Here is a 16349-nt window from a genome sequence, read left to right as displayed (position 1 = left end):
GGCCCTAACAGGTAACCTTTACCCTTCAACACACACCTAGAAGTTCGGAGTACTACAGCGTGGCAAATATCAAGTCTCAGATTAAGCGCATCAAGACCAACGAGAAGGCACGCCTTCGCAATAAGTCTGTGGGCTCATCTATCAAGACCGCTGTCCGTAAATTCCGTGAGGCAGTTAGCGCAGGAGATTCATCTGCAATCACAACTGAGCTTCGCACAGCTTCTAAGGCTCTAGATGTTGCTGTTCAAAAGGGTGTTCTTCACAAGAACACTGCAGCAAACAAGAAGTCATCAATGGCTAAGGCAGCTGCCAAAGCCGGCGCACGTTAATTTTTCTTCGATCTTAAAGCGAGGCTAGGTTCATGCCTGCAATTTCACTTGCTAAGGCGCCGCAACCAGCAGCAACTAATCCGGCGCAGATACGTAACTTCTGCATCATTGCCCACATTGATCACGGTAAATCAACTCTTGCCGATCGCATGTTGGGAATTACCGAAGTAGTAGAAGCTCGCAATATGCGTGCGCAGTATCTCGACCGCATGGATATCGAACGCGAACGCGGAATCACGATCAAATCTCAAGCAGTACGTCTGCCATGGCGCAGTGGAATCGATGGACAGGAATACATCCTGAACATGATTGACACACCAGGACACGTTGACTTCACCTATGAAGTTTCGCGCTCACTGGCTGCCTGTGAAGGCGCTGTTCTTCTTGTGGATTGTGCACAGGGAATTGAAGCTCAGACTCTGGCAAATCTTTATTTAGCTATGGAGAATAATCTGACGATTATTCCTGTGCTCAACAAAATCGATCTTCCTAACGCTCAACCTGAAAAGTTTGCTGCCGAGTTAGCAAAGCTCATTGGTTGTGAGCCAGAGGATTGTTTGCGCGTTTCAGGTAAAACTGGCGATGGAGTTGCAGAACTACTTGATCAAATCATTGCCCAAATCCCAGCACCTGTTGGTGATGCAAGTGCACCAGCTCGCGCACTTATCTTCGACTCTGTTTATGATGCCTATCGCGGTGTTGTTACATACGTTCGTGTGATTGATGGCCACTTATCTCCGCGCGAACAAATTCAAATGTTTTCAACTGGAGTTCGACATGAAGCCCTAGAAGTTGGCGTTATTTCACCAGAACCAGTTGCATCTAAAGGCTTAGGTGTTGGCGAAGTAGGCTACTTAATTACTGGTGTAAAAGATGTGCGCCAATCACGTGTGGGCGACACGATTACTACCTATAACAACCCAACAAAGACAGCACTTGCTGGATATAAAGATCCAAAGCCCATGGTTTTCTCTGGGCTCTTTCCACTAGATGGTGCAGATTTTCCTGTGCTTCGTGAAGCACTCGATAAGTTACAACTCAATGATGCAGCACTTGTCTATGAACCAGAGAGCTCTGCAGCTCTAGGCTTTGGTTTCCGTTGCGGTTTCCTGGGCTTGCTACATATGGAAATCGTGCGTGAGCGTCTAGAGCGCGAACACAAACTCAATTTGATTTCAACAGCCCCTAACGTTGTTTACAACGTAGTGATGGATGATGGCAAAGAGATTCGCGTTACTAATCCTTCAGAGTTTCCTGAAGGCAAAGTTGCAACTGTTTATGAACCTATTGTTAAATCAACGATTCTTGCTCCTTCTGAGTTCATTGGAACAATCATGGAGCTATGCCAGGAGCGCCGCGGAATTTTACTAGGCATGGATTACATCTCAGAAGATCGAGTCGAAATCCGTTATGACTTGCCACTAGCTGAAATTGTCTTTGACTTCTTTGATCAACTTAAATCTCGCACCAAGGGTTATGCATCTTTAGATTATGAAGAAAAGGGTGATGCAGAAGGTAATTTGGTAAAGGTTGATATCTTGCTTCAAGGTGAAGCCGTTGATGCGTTCAGCGCAATCGTTCACCGCGATAAGGCTTATGCCTATGGCGTGATGATGACTGGCAAGCTACGTGAACTAATCCCGCGCCAGCAGTTTGAAGTTCCTATTCAGGCAGCAATTGGCTCTCGCATTATTGCCCGCGAAAGTATCCGTGCTATCCGTAAAGATGTTTTGGCTAAGTGTTATGGCGGAGATATCTCTCGTAAGCGAAAGCTTTTGGAGAAGCAAAAAGAAGGTAAGAAGCGCATGAAGATGGTGGGACGCGTTGAAGTTCCACAAGAGGCTTTCGTAGCAGCACTTGCGACCGATGCAGATATTGAAAAGGTCAAGGCTGCTCGCAAAGCAGGGCAATGACGCTCTCTTTTTACGTACATATCCCGTACTGCATTAAGCGCTGCGGCTACTGTGATTTCAACACATACACCCCGTCAGAGCTCCAAGATGATGCAACCCTTGAAATCGTTAGCAATGACTACATCGATGCCGTCTTAAAAGAGTTACATGCTGCGCCCAAAGACCCAGTTCCAACAATCTTCTTTGGGGGAGGAACACCATCTTTGCTTCCAGCAGATGATTTAGGGCGAGTAATTGCAGCGATTAAAGCTCGCAATGGTTTGAGCGCAGATTGTGAAATAACCCTTGAAGCTAATCCTGATTCAGTATCGAAAGAGAAGCTAGAGCGCTATCTAGAAGTGGGATTTAATCGCATCTCATTTGGAATGCAATCTGCTAAACCACATGTGTTGGCAGTCCTTGATCGCACACACAACCCTGAGAACGTTAAGCGCGCAGTTGATATGGCACGCGCCGCAGGATTTAAAAGTATTAGCGTTGACTTAATTTATGGAACTGCAGGGGAATCATTAGATGATTGGCGTGAGAGTGTCCAAGCTGCCCTTGATCTAGATATCGATCACATCAGTGCATATGCCCTCATCGTTGAAACTGGCACAAAGTTAGCTGCCCAGATTAAACGTGGTGATCTATCAATGCCAGATGATGATTTGATGGCAGATATGTATTTACTAGTAGATCAAATGTGTGAAGAGCGTGGACTTAGTTGGTATGAACTCTCTAACTGGTCTAAGCCTTCTCATGAATGCCGACACAACATTGCTTACTGGGAGAATAGAAACTGGTGGGGACTCGGACCAGGAGCGCATTCCCACATTGATGGAAAACGTTTTTGGAATGTTAAGCACCCTAATGCTTATAAAGAAAAGCTATTTGCTTCACAATCACCCATTCATGAAAGTGAAGATTTAACCTCAGAACAAAAAGCTCGTGAATCAATCATGCTTGGAATTCGGATGCGAGATGGTTTGCAGATTTCAGTCCTGGAGCCGCATCAGCTAGAGCTTCTGGGGACTTATCGTGAAAATGGATATATCGAACTGCGTGATGATCGCGTCTTGTTGACTCCAGTGGGGCGCTTGATTGCAGATCGAATCGTGCGAGAAATAACTTTCTAGTAACCTAGGCCCACTATGTCATCACGCCGTCTTGAAATCCTCCGTGCAATTGTCGATGAGTATGTCTCGACGCAGGAACCAGTCGGCTCAAAGTCAATTGCCGATCACCATGGACTCGGAATTTCACCTGCAACTATTCGAAATGAAATGGCTGTTCTTGAAGAAGAGGGCTTGATCACTCAACCTCACACAAGTGCTGGCCGTATTCCAACTGATCTTGGATACAGAGTTTTTGTAGATAAGTTAGCAACAGTTAAGCCTCTATCTGCAGCTGAGCGCCGTGCAATTGAAACATTTCTTCAAGGCTCTAATGATCTAGAGGATTTATTGAAAAGATCTGCCAAGTTGTTGGCAGATATTACAAAACAAGTTGCTGTTGTTACATTCCCGATTATCGGTGAAGGCCGAGAGAAGATGGCGATCTCTGGAACGGCAAACTTGGCTCGATCTGGTGAAGATTTAGGTCTTACTCTTTCGCCCATTCTTGAAGCACTTGAAGAACAAGTTGTTATCTTGCGTTTGCTAGATGAGGCGCGTTCAACGGTGCACGTTCGAATCGGTAGCGAGCAGAACGAGACAAATTTGCAATCAACATCATTGGTTACGGTTGGTTACGGTGTGGAGTCGGCCCAACATGGCGCAGTGGGTGTCTTAGGGCCAACTCGTATGGATTACGCAGGTTCAATTGCTGCAGTTTCTGCAGTTGCTCGTTATGTTGGCCGTTTCATAGATGAAGGTGCATAAGTTGAGCGATCATTACCAAACCCTTGGTGTTACGCGCGAAGCTTCAGCTGATGAAATCAAGAAGGCTTATCGCAAGTTAGCCCGTGAACTGCACCCAGATGTGAATCCAGATCCAGCGGTGCAAGATAAGTTCAAAGAAATCACTGCTGCCTATGAAGTTTTAAGTGATTCTCAAAAGCGTCAGTCATATGACATGGGCGGAAGCGCATTTGGTGGTGGTGGTTTTGGTGGTGGATTTAGCGACATCATGGATGCATTCTTTGGTGGCGGTGGATCACGTGGGCCACGTCCACGTATGCGCGCAGGGCAAGATTCACTCATTCGTGTGCAAGTAGATTTGCATGAAGCATGCTTTGGAACAGAGCGCGAGATAACTGTTGAAAGCGCAGTTGTGTGCCCTAAGTGCACAGGCAGTGGCTGTATTGATGGTGCTCAACCATCAACGTGTGCGGTGTGTAGAGGACGAGGTGAAACTCAACAAGTAGTTCGCTCAGTTATTGGTCAAGTAATGACATCGCGCCCATGTAATGCTTGCGGTGGTTATGGAAGTGTTATTCAAAATCCTTGCCGTGAGTGCGCTGGTGAAGGTCGTGTTCGATCTCGCCAGAATATTCAAGTGAAGATTCCTGCTGGAGTTGAAACAGGAAATCGCATACAACTATCTGGCCGCGGCGAAGTGGGACATGGCGGGGGACCAGCAGGCGATTTGTATGTTGAAATAGTTGAGATAGATCATGACTATTTGATTCGCGAAGGCGATACTTTGCATATGTCACTCTCTGTCTCCATGAGCGCTGCAGCTATTGGCACAACAGTCACAGTTGAATCTTTAGATGGCCCAGTTGAAGTAAATGTTAAATCTGGCACACAAAGTGGAACACCGATTGCCATTAAGGGCAAAGGTATGACTCGCTTGCGCCATGGTGGCCGTGGAGATTTGGTTGTTCACGTTGAAGTTCAAACTCCCACAAAACTTAGCCGTGAAGAGGAAGAGCTACTGAAGAAGTTTGCAGATCTGCGTGGGGAAAAATCAGGAGATGCCCATGTGAAAAACCCTGATGGTGGAATCTTTTCCAAGATCAAAGGTGCGTTCACCAAATAATGTTGACTCTATTTTTCGTCGATGACCTGCCAACAACAGTGGGGCAGATATATGAATTTGATAATGAAGATGCAAACCATGCCGTGCGGGTCTTGCGCATGAAAGCAGGGGATTTGTTCATGCTCAGTGATGGTCAAGGCAGTTGGAGCCAAGTTAAAGCTTTTGCAGTTAAGAAGAAGTCCCTTGAAGTTGAGGTTATGGCATCTGGTTTTCAAGAGGCACTTCCAACAACAATTACAGTTGTTCAGGCGTTACCGAAGAGTGATAGAGCCAAAGAGGCCATTGAGCTACTAACTGAGGCCGGCGTTGATCGCATCGTGCCATGGCAGGCCTCGCGCAGCATCGGAAAAGTATCTGAGAAGTTCTCAGTTACTGCACGTGAGGCAAGTAAGCAATCACGCAGACTACGAATTCCAGAAGTTACAGATATAGCAACTACGCAGCAGATTTGTGAAGCGATTAAGTTAAGTGATTTGGCAATTGTTTTCCATGAAAGCACAACAACAAAGCTCAGTGATGCAATCTCTTCACACAATGTTGCAAGCCTTCTTGTCATTATTGGACCTGAAGGTGGAATTACACCAACAGAGCTAGATCAATTTGTTGAAGCAGGGGCAAAGGTTGCTTTGATGGGTCGACCAATCTTGCGCTCGGCACATGCAGGTATTGCGGCAGTGGCGGCTATTTCAGCCCTGCTCAAGGTATGGTAATTACGTGGCGCTAGATCCCGATTGCTTGTTCTGCAAAATCATCAACGGTGATATTCCTGCACAAATAGTTTTTCGCAATGAAAATGTTGTGGCATTTAATGACATTGCCCCACAAGCACCTACCCACGTTTTGATTGTTCCCACTCTGCATGTTGAAAATGCTGCTGGGTTAGCCAAGATGTCTCCCACACTTACCGCCGACCTTTTTGTCGCCGCGGGGGAGATTGCTGCAACTAACGGCTTAACTGGTTACAGAACCGTCTTTAACACTGGCGCAGAGGCCGGACAATCAGTTTTTCACGCTCACTTGCATCTTCTTGGTGGGCGTGGACTGGCCTGGCCCCCAGGTTAAAGATAGATTTGGCATTAATGGAACGCACACTCATCACGGTCCCAACCGCTATTCCCATGGTTGCACTGATCGGACCACATGATGACAACCTTCGCGCTGTTGAAGCAGCTTTTCCTTCCGTAAACATCACTGTTCGCGGTAATGAAATTACTTTACGCGGCCCTCACATTGATTGCATGGCCCTAGAAAATCTCTTCGGCGAACTCATGGTTGTTATCCGCTCAGGAAATGTTCTAAGCGTTGACGCTGTTGCCCGCTCAATTGCAATGCTTGAGAGCAAGCCAGTAGATCATCCAGCAGAGGTTCTTTCCCTAAATATTGTTAGCAACCGGGGCCGCTCCATTCGACCAAAGACTGCTAATCAAAAGCGCTATGTGGATGCAATTGAAGATCACACAATTACTTTTGGTATTGGGCCAGCTGGAACAGGCAAGACCTATTTAGCTATGGCTAAAGCTGTCTCTGCCCTGCAAGCTAAAAAAGTCAACCGAATCATTCTTACTCGCCCAGCAGTTGAAGCAGGGGAGCATCTAGGTTTCTTGCCAGGAACGCTTAATGAGAAAATTGATCCATATTTGCGCCCGCTCTTTGATGCACTGCACGACATGATTGATATTGAAACTATTCCACGCATGATGCAGAGCGGGATCATTGAAGTAGCACCGCTTGCTTATATGCGTGGTCGCACACTCAATGATGCATTTATCATTTTGGATGAAGCACAAAACACAACCCCAGAGCAGATGAAGATGTTCTTAACTCGTCTGGGCTTTGGTTCAAAGATGGTTATTACTGGCGATGTTACTCAGATTGATCTACCTAATGGTCAGCACTCAGGACTTCGAGTTGTGAGAGATATCTTGAAAGACATTGATGACATTGCCTTCCTTGAACTCACCGCTGAGGATGTTGTTCGCCACCGCTTGATTGGCGACATCGTGAAGGCTTATGACAAATTTGATGAGGCGAAGCAAGCCCTTCGTCCGATTCGCAAATAGATGACAATAGAAGTCACAAATAGTTCGGGGCAGTTAGTCCCAAGTGCGGAAGTTACTTCACTGCTTACATTTGCCATGGGTGAGCTAAAACTCAATCCTGAGTGCGATCTCAATCTTGGTTTTATTGATGATCAATACATGACTGAACTTCACATTAAATGGATGGATGAACCCGGCAGTACAGATGTTCTTTCATTTCCTATGGACATGCCAGAATCAGAAGGTGAGATTGTCACTCTTGGCGACATCATGATTAGCCCAACTTTTGCTGCAGCTCAGGCGCTAACTGCTGGGCATTCAACTGAGCATGAGATTTATATTCTGGCCACACACGGTTTACTGCATATAATTGGCTACGACCATGCAGAACCAGAAGAAGAAAAGATTATGTTTGCCCTGCAGGAACAAATCGTAGAAAAGTGGAAGCAAACTCAATGAGTCCGATAGCTATTGTTAGCATCATTTTATTGTTGGCTTTTGCAGGATTTTTAGCTGCATCTGAGTCTGCTCTTACATCAATCTCTCGCATCGTCGTTGAAGAGCTAGAGGGCAAGCGTGGGGGATTACTACTTCGCAAATACAGCGCCCAGCCAGCTAGGTATCTCAATGTGATTCTTCTGGTTCGAAAGCTCTGTGAGTTCACTGCCACGGTTTTATTAGCAGTGATTTTGCTGCGCAATTACTCTTCCGCACAAGCGATGGCAATAACGGTTGCAATCATGGTTGTGCTTTCCTATGTTGTAGTGGGAGTTGGTCCACGTACTCTGGGTAAACAACAGCCTCACAAGTACGCGCGCTATGGAATTATCGTGGCTTATGGCCTTGCATTTGCACTAGGTCCAGTAACAAAGATTCTTATTGCAGTTGGTAATGCCTTAACTCCTGGTAAAGGTTTTCGCTCTGGCCCATTTACATCAGAAGCAGAACTTCGGGATTTAGTGGATCAAGCGCATGAACGTGGTCTTGTGGAGTCAGATGAGCACGAAATGATTCACTCAGTATTTGAACTGGGTGATACATTGGTGCGCGAACTGATGGTTCCTCGCACAGACATGGTCTGGATTGAAAAGGACAAGACTCTACGTCAAGGCCTTTCCCTTGCACTTCGCTCTGGTTTCTCACGTATTCCAGTAGTCGGAACAGGCCCAGATAACATCATCGGAATTGTTTATGTTAAAGACTTAGCTCGTCGCGCACTTGATCACCATGAGGCTGAACAAACAGAAAACATTGAACAACACATGCGCCCAGCCACCTTTGTTCCTGAAATCAAGATGGCCGATGAGCTCCTAAAAGAGATGCAGCGCAATCAGATTCACTTAGCTGTAGTGGTTGATGAATATGGCGGAACCGCTGGAATCATCACAATTGAAGACATTATTGAAGAAATCGTGGGCGAGATTGAAGATGAGTTTGATGATGGAGAGGATGACTTTGTTTGGTTGTCACCAGATAAAGCACGCGCAAATGCTTCTCTTCACATCGAGGACCTTGCTGATGAATTGAAGATTGAAATCAATGAATCTGATTTCGAGGATGTCGACACAATCGGTGGATTAATGGCGCAAAAGCTGGGCCGTGTGCCAATTGCTGGATCAACAGTTTCATTACATGGTTGGTCAATCACTTCAGAGCGCCCTTTGGGCCGCCGTCGAAGAATTAGTAGCGTGTTAATCGAGCGTCTTGAGAAAGAGATTGAAGACCACGAGTAAGAGATAGAATCTCCCAATGCGCATCGTCCGTTTTTCTCCAGGCCCTGACTCAGGACTCGGAACCGACCCACTCTTTGGTGTTCTAGAAGACGATGCCACAATCACAGTCATTACCGGAGATCCCATCTACTCAGGGATTCAAAAGACTGCAGCCACAGTTCCTGTTTCTAAAGTGCGCCTATTAGCACCAGTTATTCCTCGCTCTAAGGTTGTTTGCATCGGCAAGAACTATGCAGATCACGCAGCTGAAATGGGTGGGGTTGTGCCAGATGAACCAATCATCTTTTTAAAACCTAACACTTCTGTTATCGGACCAAATGACACCATTGTTTGGCCAGAGATGTCAGAGCGAGTTGACCATGAAGCTGAGTTAGCAATTGTTATTGGTCGCCTTTGCAAGGATGTTCCTATCGAGCGCGTTAATGACGTGATCTTTGGTTACACCATCGCAAATGATGTAACGGCAAGAGATTTACAGAAAAAAGACGGTCAGTGGACTCGTGCAAAAAGCTTTGACACTTTCTGCCCAGTTGGCCCATGGATTGATACAGACTTTATTCCTGGCACACAGAAAATCACAGCAACAGTAAATGGTGAAATTAAGCAGTCTGCTCAATTGAGTGACATGATGTTTAAAGTCCCAGAGATCATTAACTTTGTCTCTCGTGTCATGACTTTGCTCCCAGGTGATGTTATCTTGACTGGAACACCAGCAGGTATTGGCCCAATGGTTGCTGGGGCAGATGCGACAATGGCTATTGAAGGTTTAGGCGAACTAACAAACAAAGTGAGAAAAAATTGACCAAAAAAGTAAAGGTTCGCTTCGCACCATCTCCAACTGGGGATTTGCATGTGGGAAATATCCGCACAGCACTCTTTGACTGGGCCTATGCCCGCCATACAGGTGGAACTTTCCTTTTTAGAATTGAAGATACAGACACCACCCGCGTTACAGATGAATACATTCAAGCTGCAATCGATACGTTGAAATGGCTTGGCCTGAACTGGGATGAGGGTCCTGAAGTTGGTGGCGATAACGGCCCGTACCTACAGTCACAGCGTTTAGGAATATATGCCGAATGGGCACAAAAGTTTCTTGATCAAAAAGATGCCTATCACTGCTATTGCTCAGCTGATGAGTTAGAAGCAGTTCGGGAAGCACAACGTGCAGCAAATGTTGCACCGGGATATAACGGTCACTGCCGTGACTTAACTTCTGATCAAATCGCAGCATATAAGGCAGAAGGACGCTTGCCTGTGGTGCGTATGCGTATGCCTGATGGTGGAACAACCTTTAATGACTTAATCCGTGGAGATGTCTCCTTTGATCATAAATTCGTTCCTGACTTTGTATTAGTACGCGGTGATGGCTCACCTCTGTACACATTAGCCGTTGCAGTTGATGATGTTTTAATGAAGGTCACACACGTTCTACGCGGTGAGGATCTTCTCTCTTCCACACCACGTCAGATCCGTGTGTATCAGGCTATGGGCTTAGCGTTAGAGGACTACCCAGTATTTGCTCACTTGCCATTTGTTATGGGCCAAGACAATGCAAAGCTTTCAAAGCGAAATGGTGAAGTTTCAATTGCTTGGTATAGAGATAAGGGATTCTTGCCTGAGGCAATCTGTAATTACTTAGCCCTTCTGGGTTGGTCACCTGGCGATGATCACGAGAACGTAACAATGAAGGAGCTCACCGAGCTTTTCACTGTTGAAAAGGTTCACTCTTCACCTGCGCGCTTTGATATGAAAAAGCTTGAAGCAATCAATGGTGACAAGATCCGTGCCTTAACTATCGATGAATTCCTAGATTGGTCTCTGCCATTTTTGACTAAGGCCGGAGTCATTACAGGTACCGCAGATGAGATTGCACTAGTAAAGCTAGCTCTGCCACTCATTCAGGAGCGAATCATCATGCTCAGTGAAGTGCCAGCAATGCTCAAGTTCTTATTTGTTAAAAACTTTGCTGTTGAGGCAGATAGTGTTGCAAAGATTACTGATGATGCCTCAAAGCAGGTATTACAGCGCTCACTTAAAGAGTTGGAACCACTGGCTGCATGGAATCACGACAGTATCGAAGCTGCGCTGCGATCATCTTTGATTGAAGAGATGGGATTAAAACCACGTATTGCATTTGGTGCAGTACGTATTGCAACAACAGGTAGCACGATTTCACCACCGTTATTTGAATCTATGGAATTACTTGGCAAAGAGGCTTCATTGGCCCGTATTCGCGCGGGGTTAGAGCTCTAAATCCTTTGGTATTCTTTGCTCCTGCTGTTTTTGGGGTATGGGGTAATTGGCAGCCCTGCTGATTCTGGTTCAGTAAGTCTAGGTTCGAGTCCTGGTACCCCAGCGATGTAAAGATTTAAATGGAAACACTAGGGCCCCGTCGTCTAGCGGCCTAGGACTCTGGCTTCTCAAGCCAGCTACGCGGGTTCGAATCCCGTCGGGGCTACCACAGCACATTGCTGGCAGATGTTAACCATCTGTCAGCAATTGTTAATTTGTGACTCTTCGTATTCACCTAGATTTTCTAGATTGAAGCCAACTCTTAATCTCGCATTATCCCAATGCAGTCCCACAGTTAACTTCTATTCAATTAACTACTGCCGTTGATATTAGTCAACCTTACAAGTGGGAGAGTTATAGTGAAAAAATCAACAGTGCGTACTGCAGTGATTTTAACTGCATTTGTAACTGCATTCTCAGGAAGCTTAGCTGGCGCAAATTCAGCCGCGCCAGTTTACATGGAAGGTGTTGCAAGCACCGTGAAGTTGACTCCAGTTGTTTCAGCTGGAGATATTGTTGGTACTTATCTAGTTCCAGGAATTCCTGATGGATTAGGTGTGGTCAAGTCTGGAAATAAGCTCCGCATAATTACTAACCATGAGTGGAGTGGAACTAATGCAATCGCAGCAGGGCGCAACTCTGCAGGTGGATTGACTCAGGGATCCTTCATTAGCGAAATGCATTATGACTTAACCACGAAGTCGGTCACTAAGGCAAAAGATTTCATCACGGATGTGGTTTGGTATAACTACGCATTAGCCAAGTTTGGAAATAAGCCTAGTGCGCCAACGGATGCAGCAGTTCTCGATGAGTATAAGACTCCTAATCATTCCTTACTTTTAAATCGTTTTTGCTCAGCAACTCTTGCCCCAGAAGGTTCTTTCTATGACAAGAGCTCAGGTCTTGGTTACCAAGGCGCAGTTTTTCTAACAGGTGAAGAAGGTGGAGATGAGTCTCGTGGTTTCGTCAGTGATATGAATGGTCAACTAGTTCAGATTCCTGGCTTTGGACTTGCTGCATGGGAAAACTTGATTCCAACACCAAATAAAGGAAAGACAACTGCTGTTATGGGAATGGAAGACGGTTCAGCAACTGACAGCCAACTTTGGATGTACCAGGGAACTAAGACAAAAACGGGCACCTGGTATGAGAAAGCTGGACTTACAAATGGTTCTGGATATGTTTTAGCGCAAGATCCATCTGCACCAGTTGCAAATGACAACGAAATCCGTGCAAATCACGGAAAGAACAAGGCATTTAAAGTTAAATTCACAAAGATTGACACAACAGTCAATGGAAAGCTTCAAAATGACCAGGCTCGTGAAAAGGGAATTGAACTTGCCCGAGTTGAAGATGGATCTTTTGACCCAAAGAATCCAAATGATTTCTACTTTGTGACTACAGAGTCAAACAAGGACCCAAAGGCAACAGCCCCAAATCCTGCAACACCTACAGTTTCACGTGATGGTGGAGCGCTATGGCGTTTGCGCTTTACAGACATTAGCAATCCAGCCAAGGGTGGAACGCTTGAGCTTCTACTTGATGGTAGCGAAGCACCGCTTTTGAGCAAGCCTGACAACATCACAGTTGACGGTGCTGGAAATGTATTAATCCAAGAAGATCCAGGCAATAACGCTTTGGTTGCACGGATAGTTTCTTACCGCATTAAGGATGGTGCGGTTGGAATAGTTGCAAAGTTCAAGGATGAGTACTTCGCAGAAGGTGCAGCTTCATTTATTTCTAAGGATGAAGAGTCCAGCGGCATTATTGATGTGACTGATCTTTTATCAAAGGGTAAAACCGACAAGAGTCGTTACTACATGTATGTTGCCCAAGTTCATGGGCCAATTGCTAAGGCTCGCCCAGATGTGGCCGAAGGTGATTTGACATTGCCAAAGGCAATCGAAGGTGGACAGTGGTACATCATGCAAATCTCTGATTGGACAGCTGTTTACACGAAGTAGCTTTATATCGAGGGGATAGGAAGCCAAAGGCCGGGCTATAAGCCTGGCCTTTGGCTAATCTCTAAAGCTGGTGAGTACGGGCTGCTTTAATCTGTTGCTAGATGTTCTAAAGCTTATTTGCTTGCCCAGCGAAGCAGTGGATCGGCATCACTCAACATATTATTTGCAATCCAAAGCGCTCCATCTAAGTTGTCTCCACGAGCAGTTACAAATTTAGCGTGTGGAAGTGAACGAGAGATATTGCTCTGTATGGCACTCACGTAAGCAGGATTCTTAGAGGGTCCGCCTTGAATCGCAATCTCAGGTGCATCCCCAAGTGAACCACCCGCACCTAACCATGTTGCAATAACTGTCTGTGCAAGAAGTGCTGCACCTTCATTGCGAATTGCAATTGCAGTTGGACTTCCAGCATCTGCTGCAGCAAGTAGAGTTTTAGCTGAGGCAATGGCAAGAGATGCTGCATCTACTGCATTTTTTATGGCGAGGGCGTCATATGCCAGAACTTGATCTTTAAAAGTATTCAAGAGAATTTGATCGTTACCGCGACCTTGGCGAATACCTAGCGCTCTTGTTAGACCTAATTTTCCGAGCCAGAAACCGCCGCCTTCATCGCCGAACGTGCTTTCCAATCCATCACGGTGAGCAAAGTGTGTGTCATTTCTACCAACACTTACGACCCCACCACCAATGGAAAGAACAACACCATTGCCGCCACCAAGAGCTCCAATGAAGCCAGCTAGACCGTCATCCATAACTGCCACTTTGCTTGCTCCAAAAAACTCATTACATATAGCTAGAAATGGTTGTGGATCTGTGACAACGCCGCGAAATCCCGTACAAGAGAGTGCAACCGTATCTGCTTGCAATTTTTCAATACTTTCAAAAACTGCACGTAATGATGAAAGCGGAGGTTCTCCAGCTAATTTACCGCGAGTGGAATTAATTAATGTTTGACCAGAAATAATACGGCTTCCAGATTGACCCAAATCTACTGCGAGCATGTCAACCAACGAGATCGCGGTTGCGTTTAATCTCGCGATCATGCTTACACGGCATATCTAAATGCTTGTCATAACATGGATCACAGAGCAGAACTAGCTGGTGGCATTCAGGTTTTTGGCAGTTTCTAAACTCCTTAGTTGGCCCATCGCAGTGGGCGCATGTGCCAATGAGCTTTGTGTGATCGCTGAAATCAATAGTCAAACGATCATCGAATGTATAGAGAGAGCCTTCCCACAGACCATCATCACCAAAAGCGTTTCCGTAGCGGACGATTCCGCCCATTATCTGATAAACCTCTTTAAAGCCACGGTTCTTCATGACAACCGAAAGGATTTCACAGCGAATTCCACCGGTGCAGTATGTAACAACCGGCTTATCCTTCATGTGATCGTATTTTCCACTTTCAATCTCTTTAACAAAGTCATGTGATGTTGTTATATCTGGCACCACTGCATCTTTGAATTTACCCACCTTGGCTTCAAATGCATTACGACCGTCAAAGAAAACAACTTCATCACCGCGCTCTTCAACTAGCTTATTGACTTCCTCTGGTCTTAAATGAATACCGCCGCCGATTACACCGTTTTCATCGACTTTAATTTCACCTGGATTACCAAATGCAACCAGTTCATCCTTGACCTTAATCTTTAGCTTTGGAAAATCATTGCCAGTTCCCTCAGACCACTTGAAATCAATCTTCTTAAAGCCCGGATATTGGCGGGTGTTCTTGATGTATTTCTTCACATCACTCATGTGGCCACCAAGAGTTCCATTGATGCCATGAGGTGAGATAAGAATGCGTCCCTTGATGTTGAGGGATTCGCATAAAGTTTTTTGCCATAGCTTTACAGCTTCTGGATCAGCAATGGGCGCAAAGCCGTAGTAGAGAATGACTTTGTTGAAGTTCATGATTTCAAGGCTATTCTTGTTACAAAGCTGCAGCAATAGATTGAGTGTGAGCAGGTGATGAACCACAGCAAGAACCAACAATGTTTACGCCTAGGTCTTTCATCTCTGCGGCATAACGCGCCATTTCCTCTGGGGTGCCATCATAAATAAACTCATCACCCTGCAACTTAGGTAGTCCAGCATTTGATTGAGTGATAACAAAAACGCCTTCTGGTCGTGCTTCTACTAACTCTTTAGCAATCTGTGACATCTCATCAGTGCCACGTCCACAGTTTGCGCCAATGATGCGCACGCCCAATGCTGCTAAATGCTTAATGGCCATTGCAGGCTTAACACCCATCATGGTTCGAAGGTTTGTATCAAAGCTCATCGTCACAATAATTGGCAGTCCAGGTGCAACTTCTTGAGCTGCAGCGACAGCGGCCTCTACTTCACCCAGATCTGACATTGTTTCAATAAGAATTGCATCGACACCACCAGCAACAAGTGCGCTGATTTGGGCAGAAAATAAAGCTTTACCGGTTTCAGGTGTAAGAGTTCCCATCGGATCCATCAATTCACCAGATGGTCCGATATCTCCCATAACAAAACATCCAGGATGGCGGTCTGCAACTTTACGTGCAATTACTGCGCCAGCTTTATTTAATTCTGCAAGTCGATCTTCAAGGCCATGCATGGCAAGGCGGCCTGCAGTTCCACCAAAAGTATTTGTCGTAATAAAATTTGCACCGGCTGCTGCGTATGCCTCTAGAACTGCTTCGATCTCTTCTGGCTTTTCAACATTCCAAAGCTCAGGCGCACCGCCATCTGTTAGGCCACGATCTTGTAACATTGTGCCCATTGCACCATCAGATACAAGGGTTACCTTTTCTAGCGCTTCATAAATTGCTGACATTACTTTTCTCCTAGGGCATCAAGAAGTGCAGAGAGTTTTTCTTCACTTAATTCTCTTTCAAGCTCTTCAACAATTCGCGCTCCAACAACATCAGGTGCGCCTTCTGTTTCGACCCATGGATCGCGGTTCCAACCAGATGTGTATGCATCAGCATCAATCTCACCCAGGCGCATCGCTGCTTCATCGATGGCCTCTTGAAAACGAGAAGCCAACATGATTTTGATAGTTGTTTCACCTGAGCGTGCGACAACCATTGATGGAATCTCACGCCAGCGCATGATTTGATATTCGCTCATTGGGCAATTC

Annotated in this window: 17 protein-coding genes and 2 tRNA genes; 15 read left to right on the top strand and 4 right to left on the bottom strand. The window is 45.8% G+C overall.

What is annotated here, in order from left to right; genetic code table 11:
* Positions 1–59: 59 nt before the first annotated feature.
* The 15 genes from rpsT (at position 60) to A7sIIA15_RS05095 (ending at position 13237) form a co-directional block, all read left to right on the top strand.
* Positions 60–329, top strand: coding sequence for a 30S ribosomal protein S20 (gene rpsT, locus A7sIIA15_RS05165; protein ID WP_018225984.1), 270 nt, complete (start codon positions 60–62; stop codon positions 327–329).
* A 32-nt stretch (positions 330–361) separates the two neighbouring features.
* Positions 362–2242: a translation elongation factor 4 gene (gene lepA / locus A7sIIA15_RS05160; RefSeq protein ID WP_095686098.1), complete on the top strand. Its 1881-nt coding sequence runs from the start codon at positions 362–364 to the stop codon at positions 2240–2242.
* The gene (hemW, locus tag A7sIIA15_RS05155) at positions 2239–3360 is read left to right on the top strand and encodes a radical SAM family heme chaperone HemW (RefSeq protein WP_095686097.1); all 1122 of its coding nucleotides are present in this window, start codon (positions 2239–2241) and stop codon (positions 3358–3360) included. Before lepA ends, hemW begins: the two co-directional genes overlap by 4 nt.
* 15 nt (positions 3361–3375) lie before the next feature.
* Complete coding sequence (locus tag A7sIIA15_RS05150) at positions 3376–4104, top strand: HrcA family transcriptional regulator (protein WP_095658199.1); 729 nt, start codon at positions 3376–3378, stop codon at positions 4102–4104.
* The gene (gene dnaJ, locus A7sIIA15_RS05145) at positions 4091–5206 is read left to right on the top strand and encodes a molecular chaperone DnaJ (RefSeq protein ID WP_190279115.1); all 1116 of its coding nucleotides are present in this window, start codon (positions 4091–4093) and stop codon (positions 5204–5206) included. Before A7sIIA15_RS05150 ends, dnaJ begins: the two co-directional genes overlap by 14 nt.
* Positions 5206–5916, top strand: coding sequence for a 16S rRNA (uracil(1498)-N(3))-methyltransferase (locus A7sIIA15_RS05140; RefSeq protein ID WP_095686095.1), 711 nt, complete (start codon positions 5206–5208; stop codon positions 5914–5916). The genes dnaJ and A7sIIA15_RS05140 overlap by 1 nt, the downstream gene beginning before the upstream one ends.
* A 4-nt stretch (positions 5917–5920) precedes the next feature.
* Complete coding sequence (locus A7sIIA15_RS05135; protein WP_095686094.1) at positions 5921–6268, top strand: histidine triad nucleotide-binding protein; 348 nt, start codon at positions 5921–5923, stop codon at positions 6266–6268.
* Between the two features lie 17 nt (positions 6269–6285).
* Positions 6286–7266, top strand: coding sequence for a PhoH family protein (locus tag A7sIIA15_RS05130; protein ID WP_095686093.1), 981 nt, complete (start codon positions 6286–6288; stop codon positions 7264–7266).
* Entirely contained in the window at positions 7267–7704 is a 438-nt protein-coding gene (ybeY, locus tag A7sIIA15_RS05125) for an rRNA maturation RNase YbeY (RefSeq protein WP_095686092.1), read from the top strand. It begins immediately after the preceding gene.
* The gene (locus A7sIIA15_RS05120; RefSeq protein ID WP_223298240.1) at positions 7701–8978 is read left to right on the top strand and encodes a hemolysin family protein; all 1278 of its coding nucleotides are present in this window, start codon (positions 7701–7703) and stop codon (positions 8976–8978) included. The genes ybeY and A7sIIA15_RS05120 overlap by 4 nt, the downstream gene beginning before the upstream one ends.
* A 16-nt stretch (positions 8979–8994) precedes the next feature.
* Complete coding sequence (locus tag A7sIIA15_RS05115) at positions 8995–9780, top strand: fumarylacetoacetate hydrolase family protein (protein WP_095686090.1); 786 nt, start codon at positions 8995–8997, stop codon at positions 9778–9780.
* A complete protein-coding gene (gene gltX / locus A7sIIA15_RS05110; protein ID WP_095686089.1) occupies positions 9777–11234 on the top strand; it encodes a glutamate--tRNA ligase in 1458 nt (485 codons plus the stop codon). Before A7sIIA15_RS05115 ends, gltX begins: the two co-directional genes overlap by 4 nt.
* A 31-nt stretch (positions 11235–11265) precedes the next feature.
* A tRNA-Gln gene (locus A7sIIA15_RS05105) sits at positions 11266–11337 on the top strand.
* Positions 11338–11366: 29 nt separating this feature from the next.
* Positions 11367–11442, top strand: a tRNA-Glu gene (locus A7sIIA15_RS05100).
* A gap of 190 nt (positions 11443–11632) precedes the next feature.
* Positions 11633–13237, top strand: a complete 1605-nt coding sequence (locus tag A7sIIA15_RS05095; RefSeq protein WP_095686088.1) for an alkaline phosphatase PhoX — start codon at positions 11633–11635, stop codon at positions 13235–13237.
* Between the two features lie 113 nt (positions 13238–13350).
* Here A7sIIA15_RS05095 and A7sIIA15_RS05090 read toward each other — a convergent pair whose 3' ends face one another.
* The 4 genes from A7sIIA15_RS05090 to A7sIIA15_RS05075 are packed head-to-tail and all read right to left on the bottom strand — an operon-like array spanning position 13351 to position 16339.
* Positions 13351–14238 (bottom strand): BadF/BadG/BcrA/BcrD ATPase family protein, encoded by an 888-nt coding sequence (locus tag A7sIIA15_RS05090; protein WP_223298239.1) that lies wholly within the window; start codon positions 14236–14238, stop codon positions 13351–13353.
* Between the two features lies 1 nt (position 14239).
* Positions 14240–15148, bottom strand: a complete 909-nt coding sequence (trhO, locus tag A7sIIA15_RS05085) for an oxygen-dependent tRNA uridine(34) hydroxylase TrhO (RefSeq protein WP_095686086.1) — start codon at positions 15146–15148, stop codon at positions 14240–14242.
* Between the two features lie 19 nt (positions 15149–15167).
* Positions 15168–16043, bottom strand: coding sequence for a homocysteine S-methyltransferase family protein (locus A7sIIA15_RS05080; RefSeq protein WP_095686085.1), 876 nt, complete (start codon positions 16041–16043; stop codon positions 15168–15170).
* On the bottom strand, positions 16043–16339 hold the full coding sequence (locus A7sIIA15_RS05075; RefSeq protein ID WP_095686084.1) for a virulence factor: 297 nt from the start codon (positions 16337–16339) through the stop codon (positions 16043–16045). Before A7sIIA15_RS05075 ends, A7sIIA15_RS05080 begins: the two co-directional genes overlap by 1 nt.
* Positions 16340–16349 lie beyond the last annotated feature (10 nt).

This window comes from Candidatus Planktophila vernalis (assembly GCF_002288185.1).
Lineage (GTDB): Bacteria > Actinomycetota > Actinomycetes > Nanopelagicales > Nanopelagicaceae > Planktophila > Planktophila vernalis.
Note: the sequence above shows the minus strand (reverse complement) of the source record. Positions and strands in the feature narration are given on the sequence as shown.

Coding starts and splice junctions, on each gene's coding strand:
- lepA (WP_095686098.1), top strand. CDS start 362: ATGCCTGCAATTTCACTTGCTAAGGCGCCGCAACCAGCAGCAACTAAT.
- hemW (WP_095686097.1), top strand. CDS start 2,239: ATGACGCTCTCTTTTTACGTACATATCCCGTACTGCATTAAGCGCTGC.
- A7sIIA15_RS05150 (WP_095658199.1), top strand. CDS start 3,376: ATGTCATCACGCCGTCTTGAAATCCTCCGTGCAATTGTCGATGAGTAT.
- dnaJ (WP_190279115.1), top strand. CDS start 4,091: ATGAAGGTGCATAAGTTGAGCGATCATTACCAAACCCTTGGTGTTACG.
- A7sIIA15_RS05140 (WP_095686095.1), top strand. CDS start 5,206: ATGTTGACTCTATTTTTCGTCGATGACCTGCCAACAACAGTGGGGCAG.
- A7sIIA15_RS05130 (WP_095686093.1), top strand. CDS start 6,286: ATGGAACGCACACTCATCACGGTCCCAACCGCTATTCCCATGGTTGCA.
- ybeY (WP_095686092.1), top strand. CDS start 7,267: ATGACAATAGAAGTCACAAATAGTTCGGGGCAGTTAGTCCCAAGTGCG.
- A7sIIA15_RS05120 (WP_223298240.1), top strand. CDS start 7,701: ATGAGTCCGATAGCTATTGTTAGCATCATTTTATTGTTGGCTTTTGCA.
- A7sIIA15_RS05115 (WP_095686090.1), top strand. CDS start 8,995: ATGCGCATCGTCCGTTTTTCTCCAGGCCCTGACTCAGGACTCGGAACC.
- A7sIIA15_RS05090 (WP_223298239.1), bottom strand. CDS start 14,238: ATGCTCGCAGTAGATTTGGGTCAATCTGGAAGCCGTATTATTTCTGGT.
- trhO (WP_095686086.1), bottom strand. CDS start 15,148: ATGAACTTCAACAAAGTCATTCTCTACTACGGCTTTGCGCCCATTGCT.
- A7sIIA15_RS05080 (WP_095686085.1), bottom strand. CDS start 16,043: ATGTCAGCAATTTATGAAGCGCTAGAAAAGGTAACCCTTGTATCTGAT.
- A7sIIA15_RS05075 (WP_095686084.1), bottom strand. CDS start 16,339: ATGAGCGAATATCAAATCATGCGCTGGCGTGAGATTCCATCAATGGTT.